The sequence below is a fragment of the Paenibacillus nanchangensis genome (assembly GCF_046543445.1).
GTDB classification, from domain to species: Bacteria; Bacillota; Bacilli; order Paenibacillales; family Paenibacillaceae; genus Paenibacillus_AQ; species Paenibacillus_AQ nanchangensis.
This window is the reverse complement of sequence record NZ_JBHOFD010000015.1, coordinates 12,295-34,011: the sequence shown is the minus strand read 5'-3', so window position 1 is coordinate 34,011 and position 21,717 is coordinate 12,295. Positions and strand designations below refer to the sequence as shown.

Sequence of the window (21,717 nt, the reverse complement as noted above, 5' to 3'; positions counted from 1 at the left end):
ATGCGGGAGGCGATGGGTTCAGGTGAAAAAGGCGATATTAATCGACGATGAAAAACCGGCGCTGCAGCAGCTGGAACGCCAGATCGTCAAGGACGGGCGTATCCGGGTCGAAGGGAAATACACCTCGGTGCGTGCGGGACTGGAGCATCTGCGGCGCGAGTGGGCAGATATTGTATTCCTGGATATCGGCATGCCCGAGATCAACGGGCTGGAAGCGGCCGAGCATATCCAGTCGCTGGACGGCGGCATCCGGATCGTTTATGTGACGGCATTTTCCGAATACGCGATTGAGGCTTTTGAACTGAACGCGCTGGATTATCTGCTCAAACCGGTTACCGCCCAGCGGCTGGCAAAGACAGTTGACCGGATTGCGTCCAAGGACGAGGAGCAAGCGCCTGTAACCGAAAAGCGTTTATCCATATTGTGCTTCAGAAGACTGGAGTTGTTCGATCCGTCCGCGCCGGGCCAGAAGCTGAAATGGCGGACAAACAAGTCGCAGGAGCTGTTTGCGCTGCTGCTGCATCAGCAGGGGCAGTGGATGATGAAGGACCGGATCCTTGATCTGATCTGGCCCGATTTTGGCCCGGATAAGGCAGTCGCCAATCTGCATACCACGGTATATCATATCCGCAAGCTGCTGAAAAGCTGGGGATTTACGGGTGCGGTAGAATTTTCTCAGGAACGCTACCGTCTGGTTAAGGGGGAGCTGCTTACCGATGTGGAGCGGTTTATACAGGGCCTGTCCCTGGAGCCGATTCAGGACGACGAGGAGTGGCGGCGGAGCGAGGACATCCTCCAGCTGTACCGGGGCGACTATCTGGCGGAGCATGACTATGATTGGGCCGACAACCGGCGGAAGCAGCTGCAGCTGCAGTATATCCGGATGGGGCTGCGGTCCGCGGAATACGAGCAGCGTTCGGCAAAAGAGCGCCAAGCCGTCGAACGTCTGCTGCGTATGCAGGATATCGACCCGTACTCCGAAGATCTTTGCGCCGCCATCCTCCAGGCTTATGCCAATCTTGGAGACAAGACCGCGATGAGACTGCATTATGAGCTGTACCGGAAGCTGATGCGCGAGGAGCTGGGGGTGGAGCCGGCTGTGCATCTGGACCGTCTGCTGGCGCACTTGTCAGGCTGAAGCAGACCTGCGGCAGATTTAATCAGGAGTTGCCAACCCAATCCGATAGGAATACAATCATTACTATTGCTTCTGCAACCGGTATGCTGCATCCATCCGCGGGAGGCGAATGGAACAGAAGGATGCAGCCGGCCGAACATCAAGACTACGGATAGGGTGAAACGCTTTGAATGATAAAATTGTGATGCCGCTCTGGACCTCCTGTCTCTTTATTGTTGTAATGAACACCACGATGTTTAACGTATCGCTGCCAAGCATTATCGGCGATTTATCGATATCCGCCGACCTGGGCTCCTGGATCATCTCAAGTTATTCCATCGGTTATGCGCTGTCGACCGTAATTTACAGCCGGCTGTCGGACCTGCTGCCGCTCCGCCGGCTGCTGTGCGTCGGGCTGATCACCTTGGGGCTGGCCTCGGTCTTCGGCCTGTTTGCCCATGACTTCCGGATGCTGCTTGCCACCCGGATTCTGCAGTCCGCCGGAGCCGGCGTCATGGCCGGGCTTGGCCTTGTCATGGCGAGCCGGTACATCCCAGCCGAGCGGCGCGGACAGGCGATCGCCATGATTTCCGCGGGCAGCGCCATGGCGTTTGGCCTCGGGCCGATTGTCGGCGGCCTCATCAGCGAATACTTCGGCTGGAACGGGCTGTTCGCCATTACCTGCCTGGTGCTCGCCGTGCTGCCCGTGCTATTCCGGCTGCTGCCGGCCGAACCCGTCCGCCCGGGACGGTTCGATACGTTCGGCGCCGTCCTCACGGTGGTGAACGCGGCTGCGCTGCTGGTGGCGATCACGGCCAAATCGCTGCCGTGGCTGGCAGTCGGGGTGCTGTCGCTTGCGCTGCACCTCTGGCACCTGAAGCGGGCCGACACGACATTTATTCACGCGGACATGCTGCGTATGCCGGCATACCGCAAGCTTGTCGCCGTCGGCTTCTGCATTTTGGTGCTGAATCTGGGCAACCTGTTCCTGATGCCGCTGGCCCTCTCGAACCTGTTTCATCAGTCGCCGCTCAAGATCGGCATGATGATTGCTCCGGGCGCGCTTTTGTCTGCATTTATGACCCGGTTTGTAGGACGCTGGATCGACCGGCACGGGAATTTGCGGTTTCTCTTGGCAGGCCATGTGCTGCTGGCCGCGGTGCTGGCGCTGTTCGCGCTGGATCTGTCCGCGTCGCCGGTTGTGATTATGATCGGGTACCTGCTGTTTTCGCCCGCTTTTTCAGCAACGATGGCTTCGCTTAATAATGAGGCGACAATGATCCTGCCCGGCGCGAGAATCGGTTCGGGCATGGGGCTCCTGCAGCTGATCCAGTTCTTTGGAGGCTCCGTATCCGTGGCGGTGTGCGGGATGCTCCTGCATACGTATTCCCGTATGGGCCCGGCGCAGTCCTACCAGCATGTCTACCTTGTGCTGCTGCTGGTGAGCGCCTGCTCGCTCGCCGTGGTTGTTGCCTACCTGCGCTCGGGACGGCGGAATGTGTCGCGTGCCTAAACCTTCCTGTTCTTGAGAGTACAGGCTTCCGGGCGGAAGCCTGTTTTTTTCTTCCGTCACAGGTTGCGTTTCGCCCGGTCAAGACTTATTCTGAATCATGGGAAGTCCTCCCAGGCGCCAGATTGAAATGAAACGTACGGTGAATGCAGCCGTATTCATGGTCATAACGCTTACTCTGGAAAGGATGCGAATACAATTGAATGGAATGAACGTGGTATTGTTTGAGAAACTGCCGGACGGCGAGCTCCGGGAGATCGAAGAGCGCAACTGGAGCCCTCATATGGTGGCCGCGCTGGAGCATGTCAATTATATCGTGGTTGGCGGCAAGGAATATGAAACGGTGGAAGGAAGACTTAACGTGGACGAAGGCAAGCTGGAACTGCTGGTCGTTCCGATGCGCGGCGAATAACAGTGACAGCCTGCGAAAGGAGGAGCACTCTTGAATAACGAAGAACATTCGAAAGCACCGATAGAACCCATAGAGCCTAAAGAATCCCAAGGTCCCAAAGAACCGCAGAACTCAAAATGGTTCACCCCGGACGGCAAACCGATCCGCGTCCTCTCGACCACGCTGGGGCTTGCGCTGCTCGCCAACGCCATGTATATTCCCGCCCCTGCGGCGGCCAGCAGCTCGGCAGATGAACCGGTGCTGGTGTCCTGGTCAACCGAGGAAGTGAAAGCCTACTTCGACAAAAATGTGGACTGGAACATTCCGTATCCCGAAGAGGAGCCGGCGGAGCAGCAGGGCAGCGGCGGAACCTCCGGCGGTACGGGCGGAACGACCGTAATCAACAACTATGGCGGCTATAATTCCGGATTCGGCTGGGATGATGTGCTGCTGTATCACATGCTTTTTAACAGCGGAGGACATTATTCTTCCAGCCGCTGGTACGATAACCGCAAAGCGTATTACACCGGGACCCGGAGCACATACAAACCCCGGACCTATCCAAGCACGACGTTCCAGAACAAGCCGGTTCCCGGATCGGTTGTGCCGCCCAAAACATCGACGACCAACAAAGGGTCGATCACCCGCCGCACCACTTCTTCCAAATCCGGCGGAATCGGCGGCACATCAAGCGGCCTGGGCAAATCGAAGTCAAGCTCGGGCTCGCGTTCAAGCGGCCGGAGCGGATTCGGCGGATGAGCGGACCGGCATTTGAAATCAAAGGCCGGCCGCATCCCGACCGCGCGGCCCGCGTAGCCAAGCTGAACAGCCTCGGGTTCGGCTGGGCCGATCTTGAAGACGAGGCCTACTGGCTGGATCAGATTGCGGTGATGCGGCGCGACGTCTATGAGGAGCTGGAGACCGCGGCAGGCATGCTGTGGAAGGTGCTCGACAAAGCCGCCCGGTATATCCATGGCCGTCCGGATCTCTACGAGCTCACGGGGATTCCCCCCGTGCTGTGGGAGATGCTGGAGACGTGCCCGATCCCTCCGGAGGAGCGGATCAGCCGGTACGCCCGGTTTGATTTTGCGGTGGCTGAAGACGGAACGATCAAGCTGCTGGAGCTTAATGCAGATACCCCGACGGGTTATGTGGAGGCGTCAATTGCGACGCCCTGGCTGTGCCAGGAAGCGGGAGTGGACAGTCCAAACAGCAGGATGGCGGAGCTGCTTGCCGCGGCCTGGAGCGAGGAACAGCCGGACACGGCGGCCTGCGTTGATTACGGAACCCACATGGAGGATTCGGGCACGATTGAAGCGCTTGTGCGCCACAGTGGCAGAGAGATGGACTGCGTTGACTGCCTGGAGCTTTGGGTAGACGAAGGCTACCTGAAGGATGGGAAAGGCCGGGTCATTGAGCGGCTGTTTGCGCTTTATCCCAAAGAGTGGATGGCGGTGGACGAAGGCGGGGAGGCCTTGGCGTATGCGATCGAAACGGGCCGTCTGACGCTGTTTAATTCCCCGCACAGCATTCTGCTGCAGTCGAAAGGCCTGATGGCGGCCGTATGGGGAATGTACGAACTGGGCCTGCTGTTTAATGAGCAGGAACGCGAGGCGATCTGGAAGTACATGCTGCCAACCTACAACAAACCGGTTTTCTCCGGCAGCTTCGTCTCGAAGTCGATGTTCGGGCGCGAGGGCGGTTCGGTTCGCATGTTTGGTTCCGACGGGTCGCTGGAGATTGAAGACGAAGACGGCTACGACAGCAGCGAGCTGTTTCCAAGCGTCTATCAAAAACGGGCCGAGCTGGCCAAGGTGGAGACGGCGGAAGGCGAGTTCCACCTGCTGACGGGGTTGTTTGTCATAAACGGCGTTCCGTGCGGGCTGCTGGGCCGGGCCGGCGGGCCGATTACGGGCAATACCAGTCATTTTATTCCGATGGGAGTGAACTAAATGCCTAGGAAGCAAAAAAGCTTACGCGGCGCAGGTGCGGCAGGAGCAGCAGGGACTGCAGCGGCGGCCGGCATACGGAAGCGGGCAGGCCTGCTTGTCATGCTGGGAATGCTGATGCTGGCGCTGGCCGCCTGCTCTTCCAATCAGAACAGCGTGTTTCATACCGGCACGGAAACGACGGCCGATGTGGCCCGGGTTCCGTGGGATTACCGGATCGTGGAGGGTACGGTCGGCGACCTGATCGGCAGCGATATGACGATTTTACCGGACAATGAGCTGCTGCCGAATGACGGCAACTATGCAACGGGCGACAAGGTTTGGACGCTGCAGTACATGGACGCCGAGCTGGTCACCGATGAAAATCAGCGGAACGATATCCGCCTGTCCTCCTGGACGGCGATCAAATCCTATCCGGACGAAAAAACGGCCAAAGACGATTTGGCCAATCTGAAAGTGACGGTCACCACCGACCTGGATCTGGTCGGGGTTTACAAGACCAAGTACAAGGACAAAACAAGAAATTTTGCCGTTCTGGAGCTGCCTTCGGGCAACCGGGTGAAGCAGCCGATCGACGATGCCCGCTACAAGGAACTGGAGAAAGCCAAGACCGCTTCGGTGGTTCTGGAGGAAGTGCATGATTTTGCCGACTACGATTCGGCCTATGCTAAATTTCGGGGGTGGGCTAATTGACGTTAGTAGTAAATTTGGTCGTAAGCGTGATCGTCATCATCGTGCTTCAACTGCTTGGCATGGTTGTGTTCAGCTGGATGACGCCGTATAAGGACATGGAAGAAATCAAGAAAGGCAACACCGCCGCGGCGCTGGCCATGGGCGGCAAGTTTCTGGCCACGGCGATTGTGCTTGGCGTAGCGGCTTACACCAATACGTCCATCTGGTTTATGATGCTGTGGTTTGCCGTCGGGTATGTGTGTCTGATAGCCGCTTACTGGATTTTTGAGCTGGTGACGCCCGGCTTCCGGATTTCGGAACAGCTGCGGCAGGGAAATGTAGCGGTGGGAACGATGCTGTGCATGGTGTTTATCGGTACGGCATTTGCGGTAAGCAGCCTGATTGTCTGATCAGGGGAAGGAGCGGACTCCATGCATTTTATCATCCGGTTGTCGAACAGGCTGATGCGGTTCAGCAAACGCAAAATCGGACTGCTGATTCTGGTTTTTGTTACGGTAAGCGCGACAATCGCCTATTTGCTGGAGCCCGCTACCTTCGGCACCTGGTTTACCGCGTTTTATTGGGTGCTGACGACCATGGCGACGGTCGGTTACGGCGATTATTTTGCGCATACCGCTGCCGGCAAGGTATTTACGATTTTTCTTTATATCTTCGGGATCGGGCTGCTCAGCCTCGTCATCGGCAAGGTCATTGATTCGTTTGCGGAGATACAGCGCAAGAGAGGGGCGGGCAAGTTGGATTTTCGCGGCAGAGACCACGTGATTCTGATTAACTGGGGCAAAAAAGCGCGTTCGGCGCTGGATGAAATCATAAGTTATCTGCCGGACGGCCAAATCGTCATTATCGACGAGTCGGACCGGCATCCGGCAGCGGACCTCGACCATGTGCATTTTGTCAGCGGGGACCCCACTTCGGATGAAGTGCTGATCAAGGCCGGTCTAAAGGGGGCGCGGGCGGCTATTATCTTCGCGGATACGCGAATCGATGAATCGTCGCTTATAGACGGCAAATCGCTGCTGATTGTGTCCAGCATTGAGCGTCTTGCTCCCGAAGTGCATACGACGGTGGAAATTATGCTTGAGAAAAACATTCAGAACTTCAAGCATGTCCAGGTCAATGATTTCGTGCTGTCGCACGACGCCATTTCCAGGCTGGCTGTCCGCTCCGCTCTGCAGGAAGGGAACCCCGACCTGATCAGCCAGCTGCTCAGCCGCCGCCACGGCGACGATATCTACGAGGTTCCGGTCCAGCCGTCATGGCGGACATACGGGGATGCCTTTCAGGATTTGCTGCGCCAAGGGGCGACGCTGCTGGCCGATCACAGCGATCTCGGCATCAACCGGAAGCTGAACCAGCCCATCCCGCAGGGCGCCAGATTGTATATCGTCTCCGATGAGGAGACGTACCGGCGGATTGCCGGGAAATGACGCCGCGGGCCAAACGTCGCGGGCGAATTTGCACGGACGTACCCGAATAAACGGAAAAGCGGTTCCAGAGGAGGATGCTCCTTTGGAGCCGCTTTCTTTTATTTGGGATCGAAGTCCTGCGCAGCTGCACATTTTTTGCCCTTTTTTTCCTGTAAAAAGGTAAATTAAAAAGGAATTGTTACCGTTATACATAATAAAGAGTGTATGATTAGGTTTGACGAAATGTGTTGGGGAAGTGATGAAGTGGACAAACGAATTGCTTGGGGAGGAACCGCGGTGGTACTCCTGCTCCTGTGTACGGGATGTTTTGGCGGCGATCCGGCGGGACAAGCCGCCAATCAAGGAGCTTCAACCGGCGGGAATGTATCCGGCCAGCCGGACGGAACGTCCGCCGATGGCGTACCCGCTTCGGCAGCCCCGGCACCGGCATCCGGCGGTCAAACTGAAGCCGATATGCGGGAAGCCTTGTACCGGTTTGTCGACGGCAAGCTGTCGGGACCGTACGGCGTCTACACAAACCTAATCGACACCGATCAGGCGGGAACCGCGGCCACGGGCCACGAAGTGCTGAGCGAGTCGGCTTCGCTCCTGATGCGTTATGCGGTGTTCACCGGCCAAAGGGAGCTGTTCGACGCCGAATGGAGCCGGGCGAAGGCGGTATTCGACCAGCAGGGCGGCTTCAGTTACCGCTACAGCCCCAAACAGGACCGGCGTTATCCGGTGAATGCGGCAGTGGACGACCTGCGGATGATCCGCGCGCTGTATGAAGCGGGGGAAGCGTTCAGTGACGACAGCTACACACGGGAGGCGGACGGTTTTGGGCGGCGGTTTTTGGAACACAACACGGACGGGGAGCGGCTGTACGATTTTTATGACGATCAGCTGAAGCTCACCAATAAATTCGTGACCTTGTGTTATATTGATTTGACGATGTTGCAAAAATTGTCGAGTGTTGACGTTTCATATAATAAAATGGCAAAAAATATGGAAGACCTCCTGCAGAACGGATATATCAGCGACACCTTTCCGTTTTATCAGGCCAGATACAACTATGAGACCGGCGCTTATGCCTCGGAGCATATCTATACCGTGGAGTCGCTGCTCAGTATTTTGTCCCTTGCCGAGGCGGGGAAGGAGAAGCAGAGCAGTATTGATTATCTCAAGCAGCAGATAGAAGGCGGCGCGCTGTATGGGGAATACAGCATGGAGGGAAAGCCGCTGAACGATATTCAGTCTACCGCTATCTATGCGATAGCGGCCATGATCGGCGCGGAAGTGGGAGACAAAAAATTGTATAAGGACAGTATCGGCAGAATGAATGCCTACCGGATTAACGATCCCTCAAGCCCGCTGTATGGCGGCTTTGGCGATACGGGGTCGGGTCAAGCTTACTCCTTTGACAATTTGATGGCTCTGTTGGCGTATGCGTATCCCTTGAAGAGCTAATTGCGGAGGAGAAGGTTACACATGATCGAAACCAGCATCAAACGGCCGGAGAGCCGTCTTCACACAGGGCTGCCGCATTGGTTCACACCCGCGGCCATCAGCGCCTTTGGCGTCCTCCTGATTACGGTGATCGCCCTGTTCACCAAACCTTACATTGGCATGGCCGACAACGGGGATTATTTCCGGGTCGCCTACAGCAACGGGCTTTATTTCCTGGGCCCGGATTATGACAGCCATTATTTTGACCATTTTATCAAGCATTATGGCATCCTGCAGTATTACAACGAAAACGGCACAACGATGATGTCCTCGCAGTCCCTGTTTATCCGGATCGCCATGGCGGTGAATCAGCTCCTTTACAGCGGAGAGGTGTTTGACATCCGGTTCCAGGGAGCGATCTTTACGGTTCTGTATGTTGCAGCCGTGTACTTGCTGGTCGAGGCGATTACCTGGAAGCTGACCCGCAGACAAGGACTGATTGTGTCGGTGCTTGCGGTGTTTATTTTTGGTGATACGGGGTACACCGCCTACTTCAACTCCTTTTACAGTGAAAGTATCGTTCTGATTATGATGATGCTGGTATTCGCCTCCTGGCTGCTGATCTACCGGCACCGCTACAACGATCATGTGATGCTTGCGGTGTTTGCGGTGAGCGGAATTCTGCTGACGACCTCCAAGCAGCAAAATGCGCCTGTGGGCATTGTACTCGCCGTATTGGGGGCGGCACTGCTGTTTGTCCGCCGGGACAAGCTGTTCCGTGTGCTGGCGGCGGGGACGCTTGCGCTGCTGGCGGCGGCAGGGATCGCCACGTATGTGCTTATCCCGAAGGAGTTCGTCAATATCAACCAGTACCATGCGATGACGCGCGGGGTATTAAAGGAGTCTGCCGATCCTGAAGCGGCGCTGAAGTCGTTTGGCATTGACAAGCAGTACGCGATTTTGCGGGAGACGATTTATTACGAGCAGTATGGACCGGTGGACGTGGACTCAAAAATCCTGGAAGAGAACTTCTACAGTAAATACGGTTTTGGCTCAATCCTGCGCTACTATGTTACGCACCCCGATCAGCTGACGTCGATTCTGAATGTCGCGGCCAAAGACGCGTTCAGCATCCGGCCAAACGCCATGGGCAACTATGAGCCGTCAGCCGGCAAGCCGGACGGGGCGCATACCGGGTTTTTCACATTATACAGTCTGTTAAAACGGACGCTTGCGCCAAAAACATTCGGATTTATCGTGCTGTGGGCGGTCGTGATTCTCGGGCTGCACGCCCCTTCCTTCCTCCAGGCGGTAAAAGCGCGGAATGCGCGCGAAATGCAGCGGATGGTGCTGCTGCTTGCGGCCATATTGATTGGACTTTCGGGCATCTTCGTTTCGATTATCGGAGCGGGCGATGCCGACCTGGCCAAACACGAATTTTTGTTCACCTTGGCGTTCGATTTGGTGACCTTTATGACGGCAGGCCAGCTGATCGGCCGGACGGTCAGCTTCCGGACGAAAGCGAATCCGGTCCCGCAGATATTTACAGCGCCTGAAGTAGCGGAGAGCCAAAAGGGGATGAGCGCGTGAACAGGCACAGTCAGCGTTTATGTGTATTAGCTTCCCTGGTCTTCCTTCTCCTGCTGCTGCCGCTTACATCCGTACAGGCGGAGACTGCGGACCGGACCGGGCCACCGCAAGTGCTGCTGCTGTACGACAGCAAAGGCATCGGTACGGCGAATGAGGGCGGACTGGCGGCCCTGGAGCGGCTGCTGGCCGCTTACGGCGCCAGCGTCACCCGGCGTTCGCTGGACGCGTATGAACCGGGAATGCTGGACCAGTATACCCGGGTCATCCATGTGACCAATCTGCCGGAGCTGCAGACAGATCATCCGGCTTACGAGACCGATGCAAAGGAATACCGGGGTTCGATGCTGGAGATAGGCGGTTCCCCAGCGGCCAGGGGAACTAAAGCGGATGCGGGGACAGAAGCGGGCGTCACGCGTCTCGCCGGGCTCCCCTTGGACCCGGCATCCGCATTGGCAGCAGGCGAGACGCTCCGGGAGTGGCTTGGCATCGATCGGCGCGGAGAGGCCTACCTGCTGTTCAAAGAGGTTTATCCGTTCTCCGATCTGGAGCTGCTGAAAAAACTTGCGGACAGGCTGTACGATTCGGGCACCCCGTTTCTCGTCAGCATCCGGCCGGTGTTTACCAATACCGATTTTCCGGCGATGCAGCGTTATCTGGACGCGCTGGCGTATGTGCAGTCCCGAAACGGCTCCATTTTGGTTAACGTGCCTGTTGTTATGCCGTCCATCAATTCGCAGGACCAGTCGCTGGGACCGAAGATGGAGCAGTTCACTTTGCTGCTGGAGCAGGAGGGGATTATTCCGTTAGGGGTTGGGGCCGAGATGTACTGGACGTATGACGCCCACTACGCCGGGCCTGGCCTGCAGTACTTCGACTCGGCCGTGCTGTTTCCGGACGAAAAGCCGATGCCGATGCAGCCGGTGGATGTCTCCGCGGTTTTTCGTTCCTCTCTCTACAGCATCACGCCGGATGAGCTGGACGAGCTGCCCGGCGGCGGGGACAGGCTGCTGGAGTTTCCGATGGATACCGCAGTTACGCTGGATTTTGTGCAGGATGAAAGCCAGCTGGATGCGGTACTGGAACGTATTCATTCCTATTGGCTTGACTATGCCGATTACAAACAGTCGGCGCATGAAGTCCGCGCGGGCGGACGAACGGCTGGTTCGTCGGCCGGTCTTCTGTACCTGGACGGAGAACCGCAGAACCCCGGTTATGTCTCCAAAGTGCCGGACACCGATTTTGCTTACGAGGCGGAGGTTCAGAAGAGCTTTGCGCATTTGTTCAAGGCCCAAAACCAGTTTTTTATCATCGTGATCGCAGTTTCGCTGGTTGTGTTCGGCGGGCTGATGATTATAGGCTACCGGCTGTATCGAAAAAAATATTTGAAATAAACTCGGGGACGACATTGGGGGAACGGTATGACGGCTGCGGATATTTTAATGGTGATCGCGGTAATCTGCATCTGGTCGCTGCTGCTGGTGAATGTGGCGCTGATTGTGGCGGGTTATCTGTATTATATCCGGATTGAGAATGAACCGGTGCCGGAGATTAAAGGGGATTATCCGTTTGTAACGATAATGGTGCCGGCGCACAACGAAGGCAAAGTGATTACCCAGACGGTGGAATCGCTGCTGGCTTTTGATTATCCTCATGACCGGTACGAAATTATTGTCATTAACGATAACTCCTCCGATAACAGCGCTTCGCTGCTGGCGGGGGTTCAGGAACGTTACCCGGGGCGGAACCTGACGGTCATCAACACGGACAAAATCACCGGCGGCAAAGGAAAATCCAATGCCCTCAACATCGGATTCACCCGCAGCAGGGGCGAGCTCATCGCGATTTACGATGCCGATAATACGCCTGAACGCGGCGCGCTTCGGCTTCTGGTCGCCGAGATTACTAACGATCCTTCGCTTGGCGCCGTAATCGGGAAATTCCGCACCCGCAACCGGGACGCCGGACTGCTCACCCGCTTCATTAATATCGAAACGCTGTCGTTCCAGTGGATGGCTCAGGCGGGAAGATGGAAGCTGTTCAAGCTCTGCACGATTCCGGGCACCAATTTTATTATGCGGCGCAGTATTGTGGAGGCGATTGGCGGTTGGGATGTGAAGGCCATTGCCGAGGATACCGAAATCAGCTTCCGCATTTATATGATGGGCTACCGGATCAAATTTCAACCCAAAGCGGTCACCTGGGAGCAGGAGCCGCAGACGGTGAAGGTATGGTTTAAGCAAAGAACACGATGGGCCAAAGGGAACATCTATGTCATTGTAAAAAATGTGCCGCTGCTGTTCCAACGGTCGGCCCGGAGAATCCGGTTTGATATTCTGTATTTCCTGTCGATCTATTTTCTGCTGCTGACCTCCCTGGTGACCTCGGATGTTCTGCTGATCCTGCACGCGCTGGGGTATGTGCATACGACGATTGCGGGATTAAGCACGTTTTTGTGGGCGCTGGCCGTTATATTATTTGTGGTGGGGACCTTCATCACGCTGACGACGGAAAAAGGGGAGATGAGTCTCTCCAACCTGTGGATCATTTTGCTGATGTACGTTTCGTACTGCCAGATGTGGATGGTCGTCGCCGCTTACGGGCTGTACAACTATATCAAAGACCTGATCTTTAAACGGGAGGTCAAATGGTACAAGACCGAACGTTATTAAACCCGCCCGCCTCCGCTGAGGCAAAAGTCCAATTTGAACAACGGGAGCTGCTTATATGATTCGTAAGAAATTGATACTGTATCTGGTGGTATTCACCCTCCTTGTCCTCCCGGCGCTCCCGGCGCAAGCGGCGGTTACGACCGGCGCGGACGGCAGGGTGTACCGTACACCCTTCGCGCAGACCGAGCCCATGTCCGGCGCGGAGCCGGTGCGCCAGGAATATTTTCAGGTGCCGGACTATTGGAACGTCGGTTCGGTGGTAATCCGGCTTGATTTCCAAGTTTCCCAGCTGACGCGGGAGCAATCCTCCAGCATTACGCTGGCTTTGAACGGCAACCCTTTCCATACCTTCAGACCGTCGGCCGCGAACAACGGGCACCAACGGCTGACGATCTCCGCCCCTAAAGCCTGGCTCAAAGAAGGAGCCAACCTGCTGGAGGTTCGAGGCCATATCCGTACAACCGAAGACCGGAAGGTGGAGTGCTCGGTTGACGTCACCCCGGACAACTGGCTGCATCTGTACAATACTTCGAGCATCGACGTCAATTACCGGTTCAAAGAGCATCCGGGAACGATTGATGCCTTTCTGGAACGGATGACAGGCATGGATCTGGTAGAAGCAGGAGACAGCGCGGTTACCGTTCCTTCCGAGGCTGTGCCGGCGGAGCTGGAAGCCGCCGCGCAAGCCATGACCGGGCTGTCCCGGATGAATGCTTCGGCTACGGGCAGCATTCCCATGCTGGCTTATCTGCCCGGCAATCTGGAAGGCAGAGACGCCATCGTGCTGATTTCCCGCTACGACCGGCTGCCCGAATCGGTCAAGTCGGAGGTGGACGGGGCGGGGCTGGATCAAAAAGCGCTGCTGCAGGTGCTCCACCCGGAGACGCAGCCGCTGCTGGTCGTTACCTCAAACAGCGACGATCTGCTGGTCCAGGCCGGGCGCCTGCTGGCGAATCCGGAGCTGACCGCCCAGCTCAGCCAGCCGTCCAAAACGGTGGACGCCGAGACTAACGTCGCGACGCCGGCTGTGGATTACCGGTCCATTATGCCGCTGACCGAGACAGGGGAGCAGATCACAGGTCCGTATCATCAGGAGCGTACGTATTTTATCCCGCTTCCCGCGGGACGGGCGATCGCAGATGCCGGCAAAATCAGCTTGAACTTCCGCTATGCGGAAAATCTTGATTTTAACCGTTCGCTTGTAACGGTGCGGATTAACGATACGCCGATTGGAAGCAAACGGCTGAGCGCGGAGCTGGCGGGCGGGGACAAAGCCACCTTTTCCATCCCGAAATCCGTTCGTGTATCAGGGAACTTCTCTGTGACTGTCGCCTTCGATCTTGAGATTGAAAGCCTGCTGTGTACGCCTAATCAGGGGCAGACGCCATGGGCTTACATTGACCCTGGCTCCCAGCTGCAGATCAACACGAAGGACCGGACGGAGCTGCTGCTCGACAACTACCCGTATCCGTTTCTGCGGGACGGAGCTTACAACAAAGTGGCCGTGGTGCTGCCGGATCAGCTTGACGACTATACCTATATGAGCCTATCCAATGTGCTAAATTTGATGGGGAAATATGCGCAGAGCAACATGGGCGAAGTTAAATTTTTTCTGGGGAATGCCTCAGCTGACGAATTGAAGGACCGGAATGTGATCGCCTTCGGTACCTACAAGACCAACGGCGTGATCCGTGACGTTAACGACAAGCTGTATTTCCGCTATGACGACAGCGGCAGCCGGTTTATGCCCAATGAGAAAATGAGCATCGACGAACAGTACGGGGCGAAGCTTGGCACCCTCCAACTGATCGAGTCGCCTTACCGTGAAGGAGGCGGTCTGCTGGCTGTAACAGGGGCAGGATCGGAGTATTACTATCTGGCCTCGAAGCTCGTGGCAACCGAGCAGACCAAATGGAAGGTGTACGGAGACGGCGTTGCGGCAGACAAAGACGGCAATGTGTTTGCTTACCGCTTCAAAAAGGATGCAGCTCCGGAACAGGCCTCTGTGCTGGAAGAAGCCCTGAGACGCCCCGATGTGCTCGCTTTTACAACCGCGGCTGTGCTTGTAATGGTGACCGTGCTGCTTTCCCTGTTCCTGCTGATCCGCAAACATATGAAGAAACGGGGTGGCAAGCGTGAAACGTAACCGCAGCAACCTGATTTCGGATATTGCCTTTCTGGCGTTTATCCTGCTGAGTTATATTTGCATCGTGTTTATTGCCGGCCGCCCCGACGAATACGTGCAGAATCTGATCCTGCTGAACTGTGCGGTACTGTTTGCAATCATTACGTATTTTACAACGTTAACGGCCGGCCTTGTTTTGAACCTTCTGTTTATCTTCGGTTATGGGTTCTATGTAATGGTCAACGCTGTGACGCAAGGGGAAACGATTTCGCTCGGCACGTATTTCTGGCTGCTTATGACGCCGCTTCTGACGACGGCGATGACCTTGTTCACCCAGTCGAACCGCCGGCTGCAGACTGAAAATGAGCAGCTGCGGAAACAGACGGCGAACCTGGCGACGCTGGATGAAAATACGGATCTCAAAAACAGTGTCGCTTTTCAAAAGGACGCGCTGCTGTTCACCGGCATTTCCATGCGGTACGACATTCCGCTGACGCTGCTGGTCGTTAAGGTTAAGTACTGGAAGGAGATCCAGCGGCTGATTCCCGCGGAACAGCTGGCCGAAGCGATCTACGACATTTCGAAAATCAGCCAGTCCAGCATCCGGACGAACGACGCTTTGTATCTGCTCGACAAGGAGGACGCGACCTGGGGCTTGCTGCTGTTTACGGACAAGGAAGGCTCCAGGATCGTCATTGAACGGATCAAGCTGAAGCTGGCGGAGTTTAATACAGGCGAAATTTCCGCCAAATACAAAGTGAATCTGGGCCTTAAAATCGGCGCGGTCCAATATCATCCCGAGCAGATTGAATCGCCGCTGGATTTTATTGTGCAGGCCAAAAAACAATTGGAATACGATGTTTAGTTGTTTAGAGCCGGAATCTGCCCGATTATATAGACTGAATGATTAAATGACAGGAAAAGGAGATGTCACGGAGGCAATTTGGAGATGGAGGAGCGAACGCGATTGCCTCCCTCCTTATGTTTCAGTTTTCTTGCTTTATTTTCGGAGTTCTACCGCTATCTGAGAGATTCATTCAAGAACTCCGAAAATAACAGCAACCGGAAGTCCCAAATTGGCCGCAGCGGCAGCTCCGCTCCTCTGTCCTTCTTTAGTTCAGTCTATGTAGAACAAAATATATAAACACCGCTTAATCCTGACATGCAGTTGTCCACTTCCTCTTGCTACACTTAACGCAAACAGGACAGGGAGTGGAAGAATATGCGGAAAGAACAGCTGACGCAGCCGATCCGGATTGAAGGGATGGGCGTGACAACAACCAACGAAAGAGAAGGCGGGCCGGAGGGCCGGATTCCCGGACTGTGGCAGAGCTTTATGCAGTCCGGCGCTATGAGCCGTGCAGCCTCTTCAGCGTACTTGTACGCTGTTTACTGCGATTACGAAAGCGATGTGAATGGAGCCTACACGCTGCGCATCGGGACCGAAACCCCGAACCGGGCGGAACAGGACGGGAAAGAAGCCGGGGAAGGGCCGGAAGTAGGAGCTGGTGCTGAAGCCGGGGAAGGAAACGGAAACGGATTAGGAACCGGAACAGGAATCGGAGCAGAAACCGGAGCAGAAACCGGAGCAGAAACCGGCCATTCGGTTATTCCAGCTGGAACCTACCTGGTGTTCAAGAGCCGGAAGGGCCCCGTGTTTGAGGTGGTCGCCGAGGTATGGCGGGAAATCTGGGCCTTTTTTGCGGATTCGGAGCTGATCAGAACCTACAAAGCGGACTTTGAACGCTACACGATGGAAGGCTTCCGGCCGGAAGCGGCCGAAGTGGAGGTTTATATCGGCATCCGGTAGACCGCCCTTTGTTTTTGGTATCAAACCTGCGCCTCCGAGGCATACTCAAAGCGGAAACACCGCAAAGTTTGAGAGCGAACGGAGGAATCAGAGGATGGAAAGGCTGTACACGGCCTCGGTCAAAGCGACCGGGGGGAGAGAAGGCCGGCTTGTCTCCAGCGATAATGTATTAAATCTGACGACGGTGATGCCCAAAGAATTGGGAGGACAGGGCGGAGCCGCAACGAATCCGGAGCAGCTGTTTGCGGCGGGTTATGCGGCCTGCTTCGAAAGCGCGCTGAATATGGTGTGCCGGATGAAAAATGTGTCCTGGGAAGGCACGGAGGTAACTGCCCATGTCACAATCGGCAAGGAAGCGGACGGAGGTTATGGGCTGGAAGTGAAGCTCGACGTGCTGCTGAAAGGCGTTGACGAGGCACAGGCCCGGGAGCTGATCGGTGCGGCCCATGAAACCTGCCCCTACTCCAAAGCGGTTGAAGGTAATATTCCTGTTGAACTGAACATGCTCTAGTGCTCCAAACCGAAGACAGACACATTATATAAAAGTTCACAGCCAAGGGGCTGTCCCCTAAGTCGCAGTATGACGGGTGACAGCCCTTGCTTCGTAATCGTAATATATCTGGCTCACTTCATTGGAGTCTACGCTTACGTATCTATCCAGTATCTATTCAGGCTGTATGTGTGATCCAGAGCTGCTTAGTGTGAATAATTGACACTGTAGGTCAGTAGCAGCCCCGTGCCGGTGATCAGGTCGATTTTGTACGAGTTTTCGTACAAAGTGGCCCGGTGAAGCGGCGAACGTGGGAATTTTGTACGATTTTTCGTACAAACCAGCCGGTACAGCAGCGATCGGGTGGATTGTCCTTTATGCGCTTGAGACCCTTCTGCCGGATCATCACCCTTTGAATGTTATAATACGATGGTTCCACCATAAAAAATAGCCGGACCGTACGAGGAACCTCCCCCTCCTCCTCTACGGTGCGGCTTTCTTTATTAGCAATTCGTGTAACTTGGATGCATTCTTACTTACATAAATCACTTATGGGACAGTCTCTTTTTTGTATTGCTTTGAGAACAAGCATGGCTATTTCCGCGGACTGCAACCTTCTCGAATTTTCGGCGTCTATATACATTGTACAAATTATGAATATATTCCCATGGCTGATACGCTGGGAGACTAGACTTTCGCTGAATAGGAGGAGTACACCATGAACTTCAAAAAAACAATCGGAGCATTTGGCCTCGCCGCTGCAATTGCGTTTACCCCGCAGGCTGGCGCTTTCGCCGCTGAGGGCGGCGGCAGTGCGTCCGCAGGAGCCATCACCTCGTACAGTCCCAATACACTGCTGAAAAGTGACGGCAGCTTCTGGACCTGGGGCCTTACAAGACTGCAGTCCGTTCCTACCCAAATCCCCGAGCTGAAGGGGGCGAAGACCGTTCCCGGCGATGACCGGATGGTGGTTCTGGAGGACGGAAGCGTAAGACGCCTCCAGCCCGACAATTTAATGACCTCCCTTAAGGCCGAAAAGGTCGAAGGGATTACGAACCCGGCCGCATTTTCATATACAGCGGAAGAGCTTGCACTGGATACATCCGGCAAGGTGTATAAGGCCGCACGGGAAAACGGGACACTGGACACCACCCGGTTTACCCTTTTATCCGGCATAGGAGAAGTAAAGGATATCGATGGCTACTCTAAATATTGGCAGCAGGGCGCAACCCCGGTTTATTTGTTCCTGAAATCAGACGGTACGGTCTGGAGCAGTACGGATAATCTGGCGGCATTTCATCAGGTGCCCGGTCTCACCGGTGTGAAGGATATCTCCGGAGATATCGCTTTGAAGAACGATGGCACGGTGTGGGAACTTGTGCAGAGCTCTAATAAAGCATCTCAGCCCCTGACCGCCAAGCAAATCAAGGAACTGTCCGGCATCCAGTCCGTAAAATTCGAGGGTAATACCTACCTTGCCGTAGACAGCCAATCCAGACTGTGGTTCTGGGGGAACACGCTCACCGGTTACTCCGACAGTGCAGTTACGCATACTCAGGAGCGCCCGATCCTGTTAACCGGGGTCAAAAACGTTAAAGAAGCTTTTGTGGCGGAGAAAACCCTGTTTGCGTTAACGTCCTCCGGACAGCTGTACAGCACTTCACTGTTCCGGGAAAAGCTGCCGGCCAATGCATCGTTTTCGCTGCTTGCCTCGGACGTTAAAACCGTGAAGAGCGGCCCGCGTCATTTGATTATGCAGAAAAACGACGGCTCGCTTTGGGGCTGGGGCGTAAATAAAGACGGCAGTCTTGGCAACGGCGAATATGAATTTATGGAAAAAACGCCGGTTCCGATGCAGAAGCCGATTTCCGTGTCCCTTAACGGGGAAAACATCGCGATGAACACCGGAGTCGTCACAAAGGATGGACAGAACTTTGTGCCGCTGCGTTCGGTCTTCGAGAAATTGGGCGCCAAAATTACTTATGAAGAGAAGAGCGCCAACAAAATGATCGCCATCACACGCGGGGCAGCGGAAGGCAAACCTGCAATCAACATCGGGGTCAGCGCAAAAACAGGAGCAACTACCATAAACGGCCAAGAGGTGAAGCTGCCGAACAACCCGTTTAACTTGAACGGCACGATGTACCTGCCGCTGCGCTTTATCAGCGAGAAGCTTGGAGCTCAAGTGGTTTGGCAGCCGGACACGCAGACGATTGAGATTACGATGAAATAAAAAGCACCAAATACCAGCAGCGGTTTGCCCCAGGCAAGCCGCTGTTTCGTTTGTTTGGCAAGCATGACGGACGATGGGTGCCCATTCCCGGGGAGGTCCGGCCTCGTGCCCCTGTGCCCCTCGGCAGGCCCCGCTAGACGAAGCAGCGGTTATGTTACAATGGGATCAACTGGCGGTAACACTGCAATAAATCATATTGAGCTGGGGAGGATAAGATGACGGGCAACGAAGCAAAGGAAATTCGGTTGGAGGTTGCTTTGGAAGCGGGCGATTTCCAGGAGTTCAACGTATGGTTCAGCCGCGGCAGCCGGCTGCTGCTGTCGGCGGTCAGTTTCGTTCTGTTGTTCGCCGTGCTGTATGCGGTGTCGGATGACCGCAGTGCAGGAAGGCTGGCGTTAATCGCGGGCGGCAGCGCCTTGATTACCGTGATTTTGTGGTATACGACCCGGTCGGGTATTTTGCGCAAGTCCAAAAGCGCGTTTCAGAGTGACCCGGCCGCCCGGCAGGTCCAGACGTACCGTCTGACGGAAGAGGGGATCGAACACCGGTCCGAAGGCGGGGAAGGCAAAGTGCAGTGGGCGGAGATTCAAAAGATTGCGGAGAGCCCCAATCTGTTTCTTTTTTTCATCTCATCCAATCAGGCGTTAATCCTGCCCAAGCGGGTTTTTGGCGCGGAGGAAGTCCGCTTCCGGCAGCTCGTGCGCGAGCACATGGACCAGGGCCGGGTCAAGCTGCGTGAACCCTCCAAAATTTAGCGTTTTTCTGACGTGAATGTAACAAATCCGTTACATTAACGCTTTTATGCTGTAAAATGATGATTTTTTGCTAGGCGAACTCGGGCCGGGGTTATATACTAGGAACAGTCATTTCACAGAGCGAATATCGTCCTCTGAATGAAGACTAAGCAAAGACAGAAATAGGGGGACAGAACGTGAGTTCAAAATCAACACAAGGGAGCAAATTGAGTCCCAATAAGGACCAGTTCTCCAACAACGGGTTTATTCTGGCGGCTATCGGCAGTGCGGTCGGACTCGGGAATATGTGGAAGTTTCCGTATATCACCGGACAGTATGGCGGAGCGGCATTTTTCCTGCTGTTCGTCGTCTGTCTTGTTGCGGTGGGGCTGCCTGTGCTGCTGGCAGAGCTTGCTATAGGAAGAGGCGGCCGGGGCAGCGCATCCAGTTCGTTTGTCAAGCTGGGCGGCGGCCGGGCCTGGGGCCGTATGGGAATGCTGCCTGTAATCGGGCCGTTTATGATTCTGTCGTTTTATGCGATTGTAGCAGGCTGGACTCTGCATTACGCGGTCAAAGCATTTTCCGGACAGCTGTTTGTAAATACGGATTTTGCCGGACAATTTAACGGATTTATGTCGGGTTACATGCCGATCGTATGGCAGGTTATTGTTCTGCTGATTACCGGCTGGATTGTCGCCAGAGGCATTTCGGGCGGGATTGAAAAATTCAACAAAGTGCTGATTCCCGGCCTGCTGGTGCTGCTGATCGTTTTGATGGTCCGTGCGCTGACGCTGCAGGGAGCGGGAGAAGGGGTTTCCTTTTTCCTGAATCCGGATTTCTCAAAGCTGACGCCGGAATCAACGCTGGTTGCACTGGGGCATGCGTTTTTCTCGCTTTCGCTTGGCATGGGCACCATGATTACTTATGGCGCGTATGTGGACAAGAGCCAGTCGCTTGGGGCCGCCACGCTGGCGATTGGAGGAGGAGACCTTCTCTACGCTTTGATTGCGGGCCTCATTATCTTCCCGACAACGTTTTCGTTTGGGATTGACCAGGCACAAGGTCCGGGACTTGTCTTTGTTGCGCTGCCGGCTGCTTTCTCGGCTATGCCGCTCGGCTCGCTGTTCGGGGGATTGTTTTTTGTGCTGCTGGCAATCGCCGCGTTGACCTCTGCGGTGTCGCTGCTGGAAGTTCCGGTGGCCTTCGTTATGGAACGCTGGGGCTGGTCGCGTACCCGGGCGGTATGGGTGCTTACGGTGCTGTGCTTCATCCTGGGCGTGCCGTCCGCATTGTCGCTGGGTAACGTATCATCGCTGACCTTTGGCGGGAAAGCCTTTTTTGACTGGCTGGACTTCCTAGCCTCCAACGTGCTGCTGCCGCTGAGCGGTTTGCTTGCTACCTTGTTTGCCGGCTACTTCTGGAAAAAGGTTGCGGACGAGGTTGGGCTGAAGGCAGGCTGGTTCAAGGTATGGCTGTTTGCTCTTCGCTTTGTGGCACCGATTCTGGTGCTGCTCGTGTTCCTGCATTCGGCGGGTATCCTCAAATTTTAGACGG

The 21,717-nt window shown here is 55.4% G+C and carries 19 protein-coding genes; all 19 read left to right on the top strand.

Going from position 1 to position 21,717, the window contains the following annotated elements; all coding sequences use genetic code 11:
- Positions 1 to 22: 22 nt before the first annotated feature.
- The 19 genes from ACE6ED_RS13735 to ACE6ED_RS13645 all read left to right on the top strand — a co-directional run bounded on the left by ACE6ED_RS13735 (position 23) and on the right by ACE6ED_RS13645 (position 21,713).
- The gene (locus ACE6ED_RS13735; RefSeq protein ID WP_410827740.1) at positions 23 to 1,138 is read left to right on the top strand and encodes a response regulator; all 1,116 of its coding nucleotides are present in this window, start codon (positions 23 to 25) and stop codon (positions 1,136 to 1,138) included.
- A gap of 166 nt (positions 1,139 to 1,304) precedes the next feature.
- Positions 1,305 to 2,630, top strand: a complete 1,326-nt coding sequence (locus ACE6ED_RS13730) for an MFS transporter (RefSeq protein ID WP_410827739.1) — start codon at positions 1,305 to 1,307, stop codon at positions 2,628 to 2,630.
- Between the two features lie 205 nt (positions 2,631 to 2,835).
- Positions 2,836 to 3,039: a hypothetical protein gene (locus ACE6ED_RS13725; RefSeq protein ID WP_410827847.1), complete on the top strand. Its 204-nt coding sequence runs from the start codon at positions 2,836 to 2,838 to the stop codon at positions 3,037 to 3,039.
- 69 nt (positions 3,040 to 3,108) lie between these two features.
- Complete coding sequence (locus tag ACE6ED_RS13720) at positions 3,109 to 3,777, top strand: hypothetical protein (RefSeq protein ID WP_410827846.1); 669 nt, start codon at positions 3,109 to 3,111, stop codon at positions 3,775 to 3,777.
- Positions 3,774 to 4,970: a glutathionylspermidine synthase family protein gene (locus ACE6ED_RS13715; protein ID WP_410827738.1), complete on the top strand. Its 1,197-nt coding sequence runs from the start codon at positions 3,774 to 3,776 to the stop codon at positions 4,968 to 4,970. Before ACE6ED_RS13720 ends, ACE6ED_RS13715 begins: the two co-directional genes overlap by 4 nt.
- Positions 4,971 to 5,660 carry a signal peptide protein gene (locus ACE6ED_RS13710; RefSeq protein WP_410827737.1) on the top strand — a complete coding sequence of 230 codons (690 nt, stop codon included), beginning with the start codon at positions 4,971 to 4,973 and terminating at the stop codon, positions 5,658 to 5,660.
- A complete protein-coding gene (locus tag ACE6ED_RS13705) occupies positions 5,657 to 6,049 on the top strand; it encodes a DUF350 domain-containing protein (protein ID WP_410827736.1) in 393 nt (130 codons plus the stop codon). Before ACE6ED_RS13710 ends, ACE6ED_RS13705 begins: the two co-directional genes overlap by 4 nt.
- A gap of 21 nt (positions 6,050 to 6,070) precedes the next feature.
- Positions 6,071 to 7,087 (top strand): potassium channel family protein, encoded by a 1,017-nt coding sequence (locus ACE6ED_RS13700; protein WP_410827735.1) that lies wholly within the window; start codon positions 6,071 to 6,073, stop codon positions 7,085 to 7,087.
- Between the two features lie 243 nt (positions 7,088 to 7,330).
- Positions 7,331 to 8,533, top strand: coding sequence for a hypothetical protein (locus tag ACE6ED_RS13695; RefSeq protein WP_410827734.1), 1,203 nt, complete (start codon positions 7,331 to 7,333; stop codon positions 8,531 to 8,533).
- A 21-nt stretch (positions 8,534 to 8,554) separates the two neighbouring features.
- Positions 8,555 to 10,102 (top strand): glycan biosynthesis hexose transferase WsfD, encoded by a 1,548-nt coding sequence (gene wsfD / locus ACE6ED_RS13690; protein ID WP_410827733.1) that lies wholly within the window; start codon positions 8,555 to 8,557, stop codon positions 10,100 to 10,102.
- Complete coding sequence (locus ACE6ED_RS13685; protein ID WP_410827732.1) at positions 10,099 to 11,493, top strand: hypothetical protein; 1,395 nt, start codon at positions 10,099 to 10,101, stop codon at positions 11,491 to 11,493. The genes wsfD and ACE6ED_RS13685 overlap by 4 nt, the downstream gene beginning before the upstream one ends.
- A 27-nt stretch (positions 11,494 to 11,520) precedes the next feature.
- Positions 11,521 to 12,771 carry a glycosyltransferase family 2 protein gene (locus tag ACE6ED_RS13680; protein ID WP_410827731.1) on the top strand — a complete coding sequence of 417 codons (1,251 nt, stop codon included), beginning with the start codon at positions 11,521 to 11,523 and terminating at the stop codon, positions 12,769 to 12,771.
- A gap of 55 nt (positions 12,772 to 12,826) precedes the next feature.
- The gene (locus ACE6ED_RS13675; protein ID WP_410827730.1) at positions 12,827 to 14,917 is read left to right on the top strand and encodes a cellulose biosynthesis cyclic di-GMP-binding regulatory protein BcsB; all 2,091 of its coding nucleotides are present in this window, start codon (positions 12,827 to 12,829) and stop codon (positions 14,915 to 14,917) included.
- Positions 14,907 to 15,761: a GGDEF domain-containing protein gene (locus tag ACE6ED_RS13670; protein ID WP_410827729.1), complete on the top strand. Its 855-nt coding sequence runs from the start codon at positions 14,907 to 14,909 to the stop codon at positions 15,759 to 15,761. The genes ACE6ED_RS13675 and ACE6ED_RS13670 overlap by 11 nt, the downstream gene beginning before the upstream one ends.
- A 357-nt stretch (positions 15,762 to 16,118) precedes the next feature.
- Positions 16,119 to 16,706 carry a GyrI-like domain-containing protein gene (locus ACE6ED_RS13665; RefSeq protein WP_410827728.1) on the top strand — a complete coding sequence of 196 codons (588 nt, stop codon included), beginning with the start codon at positions 16,119 to 16,121 and terminating at the stop codon, positions 16,704 to 16,706.
- A 94-nt stretch (positions 16,707 to 16,800) separates the two neighbouring features.
- The gene (locus ACE6ED_RS13660; protein ID WP_410827727.1) at positions 16,801 to 17,217 is read left to right on the top strand and encodes an organic hydroperoxide resistance protein; all 417 of its coding nucleotides are present in this window, start codon (positions 16,801 to 16,803) and stop codon (positions 17,215 to 17,217) included.
- 697 nt (positions 17,218 to 17,914) lie between these two features.
- Positions 17,915 to 19,429, top strand: coding sequence for a stalk domain-containing protein (locus ACE6ED_RS13655; RefSeq protein ID WP_410827726.1), 1,515 nt, complete (start codon positions 17,915 to 17,917; stop codon positions 19,427 to 19,429).
- Between the two features lie 215 nt (positions 19,430 to 19,644).
- Positions 19,645 to 20,184, top strand: coding sequence for a YcxB family protein (locus tag ACE6ED_RS13650; RefSeq protein WP_410827725.1), 540 nt, complete (start codon positions 19,645 to 19,647; stop codon positions 20,182 to 20,184).
- 176 nt (positions 20,185 to 20,360) lie between these two features.
- Positions 20,361 to 21,713 carry a sodium-dependent transporter gene (locus tag ACE6ED_RS13645; protein ID WP_410827724.1) on the top strand — a complete coding sequence of 451 codons (1,353 nt, stop codon included), beginning with the start codon at positions 20,361 to 20,363 and terminating at the stop codon, positions 21,711 to 21,713.
- Positions 21,714 to 21,717 lie beyond the last annotated feature (4 nt).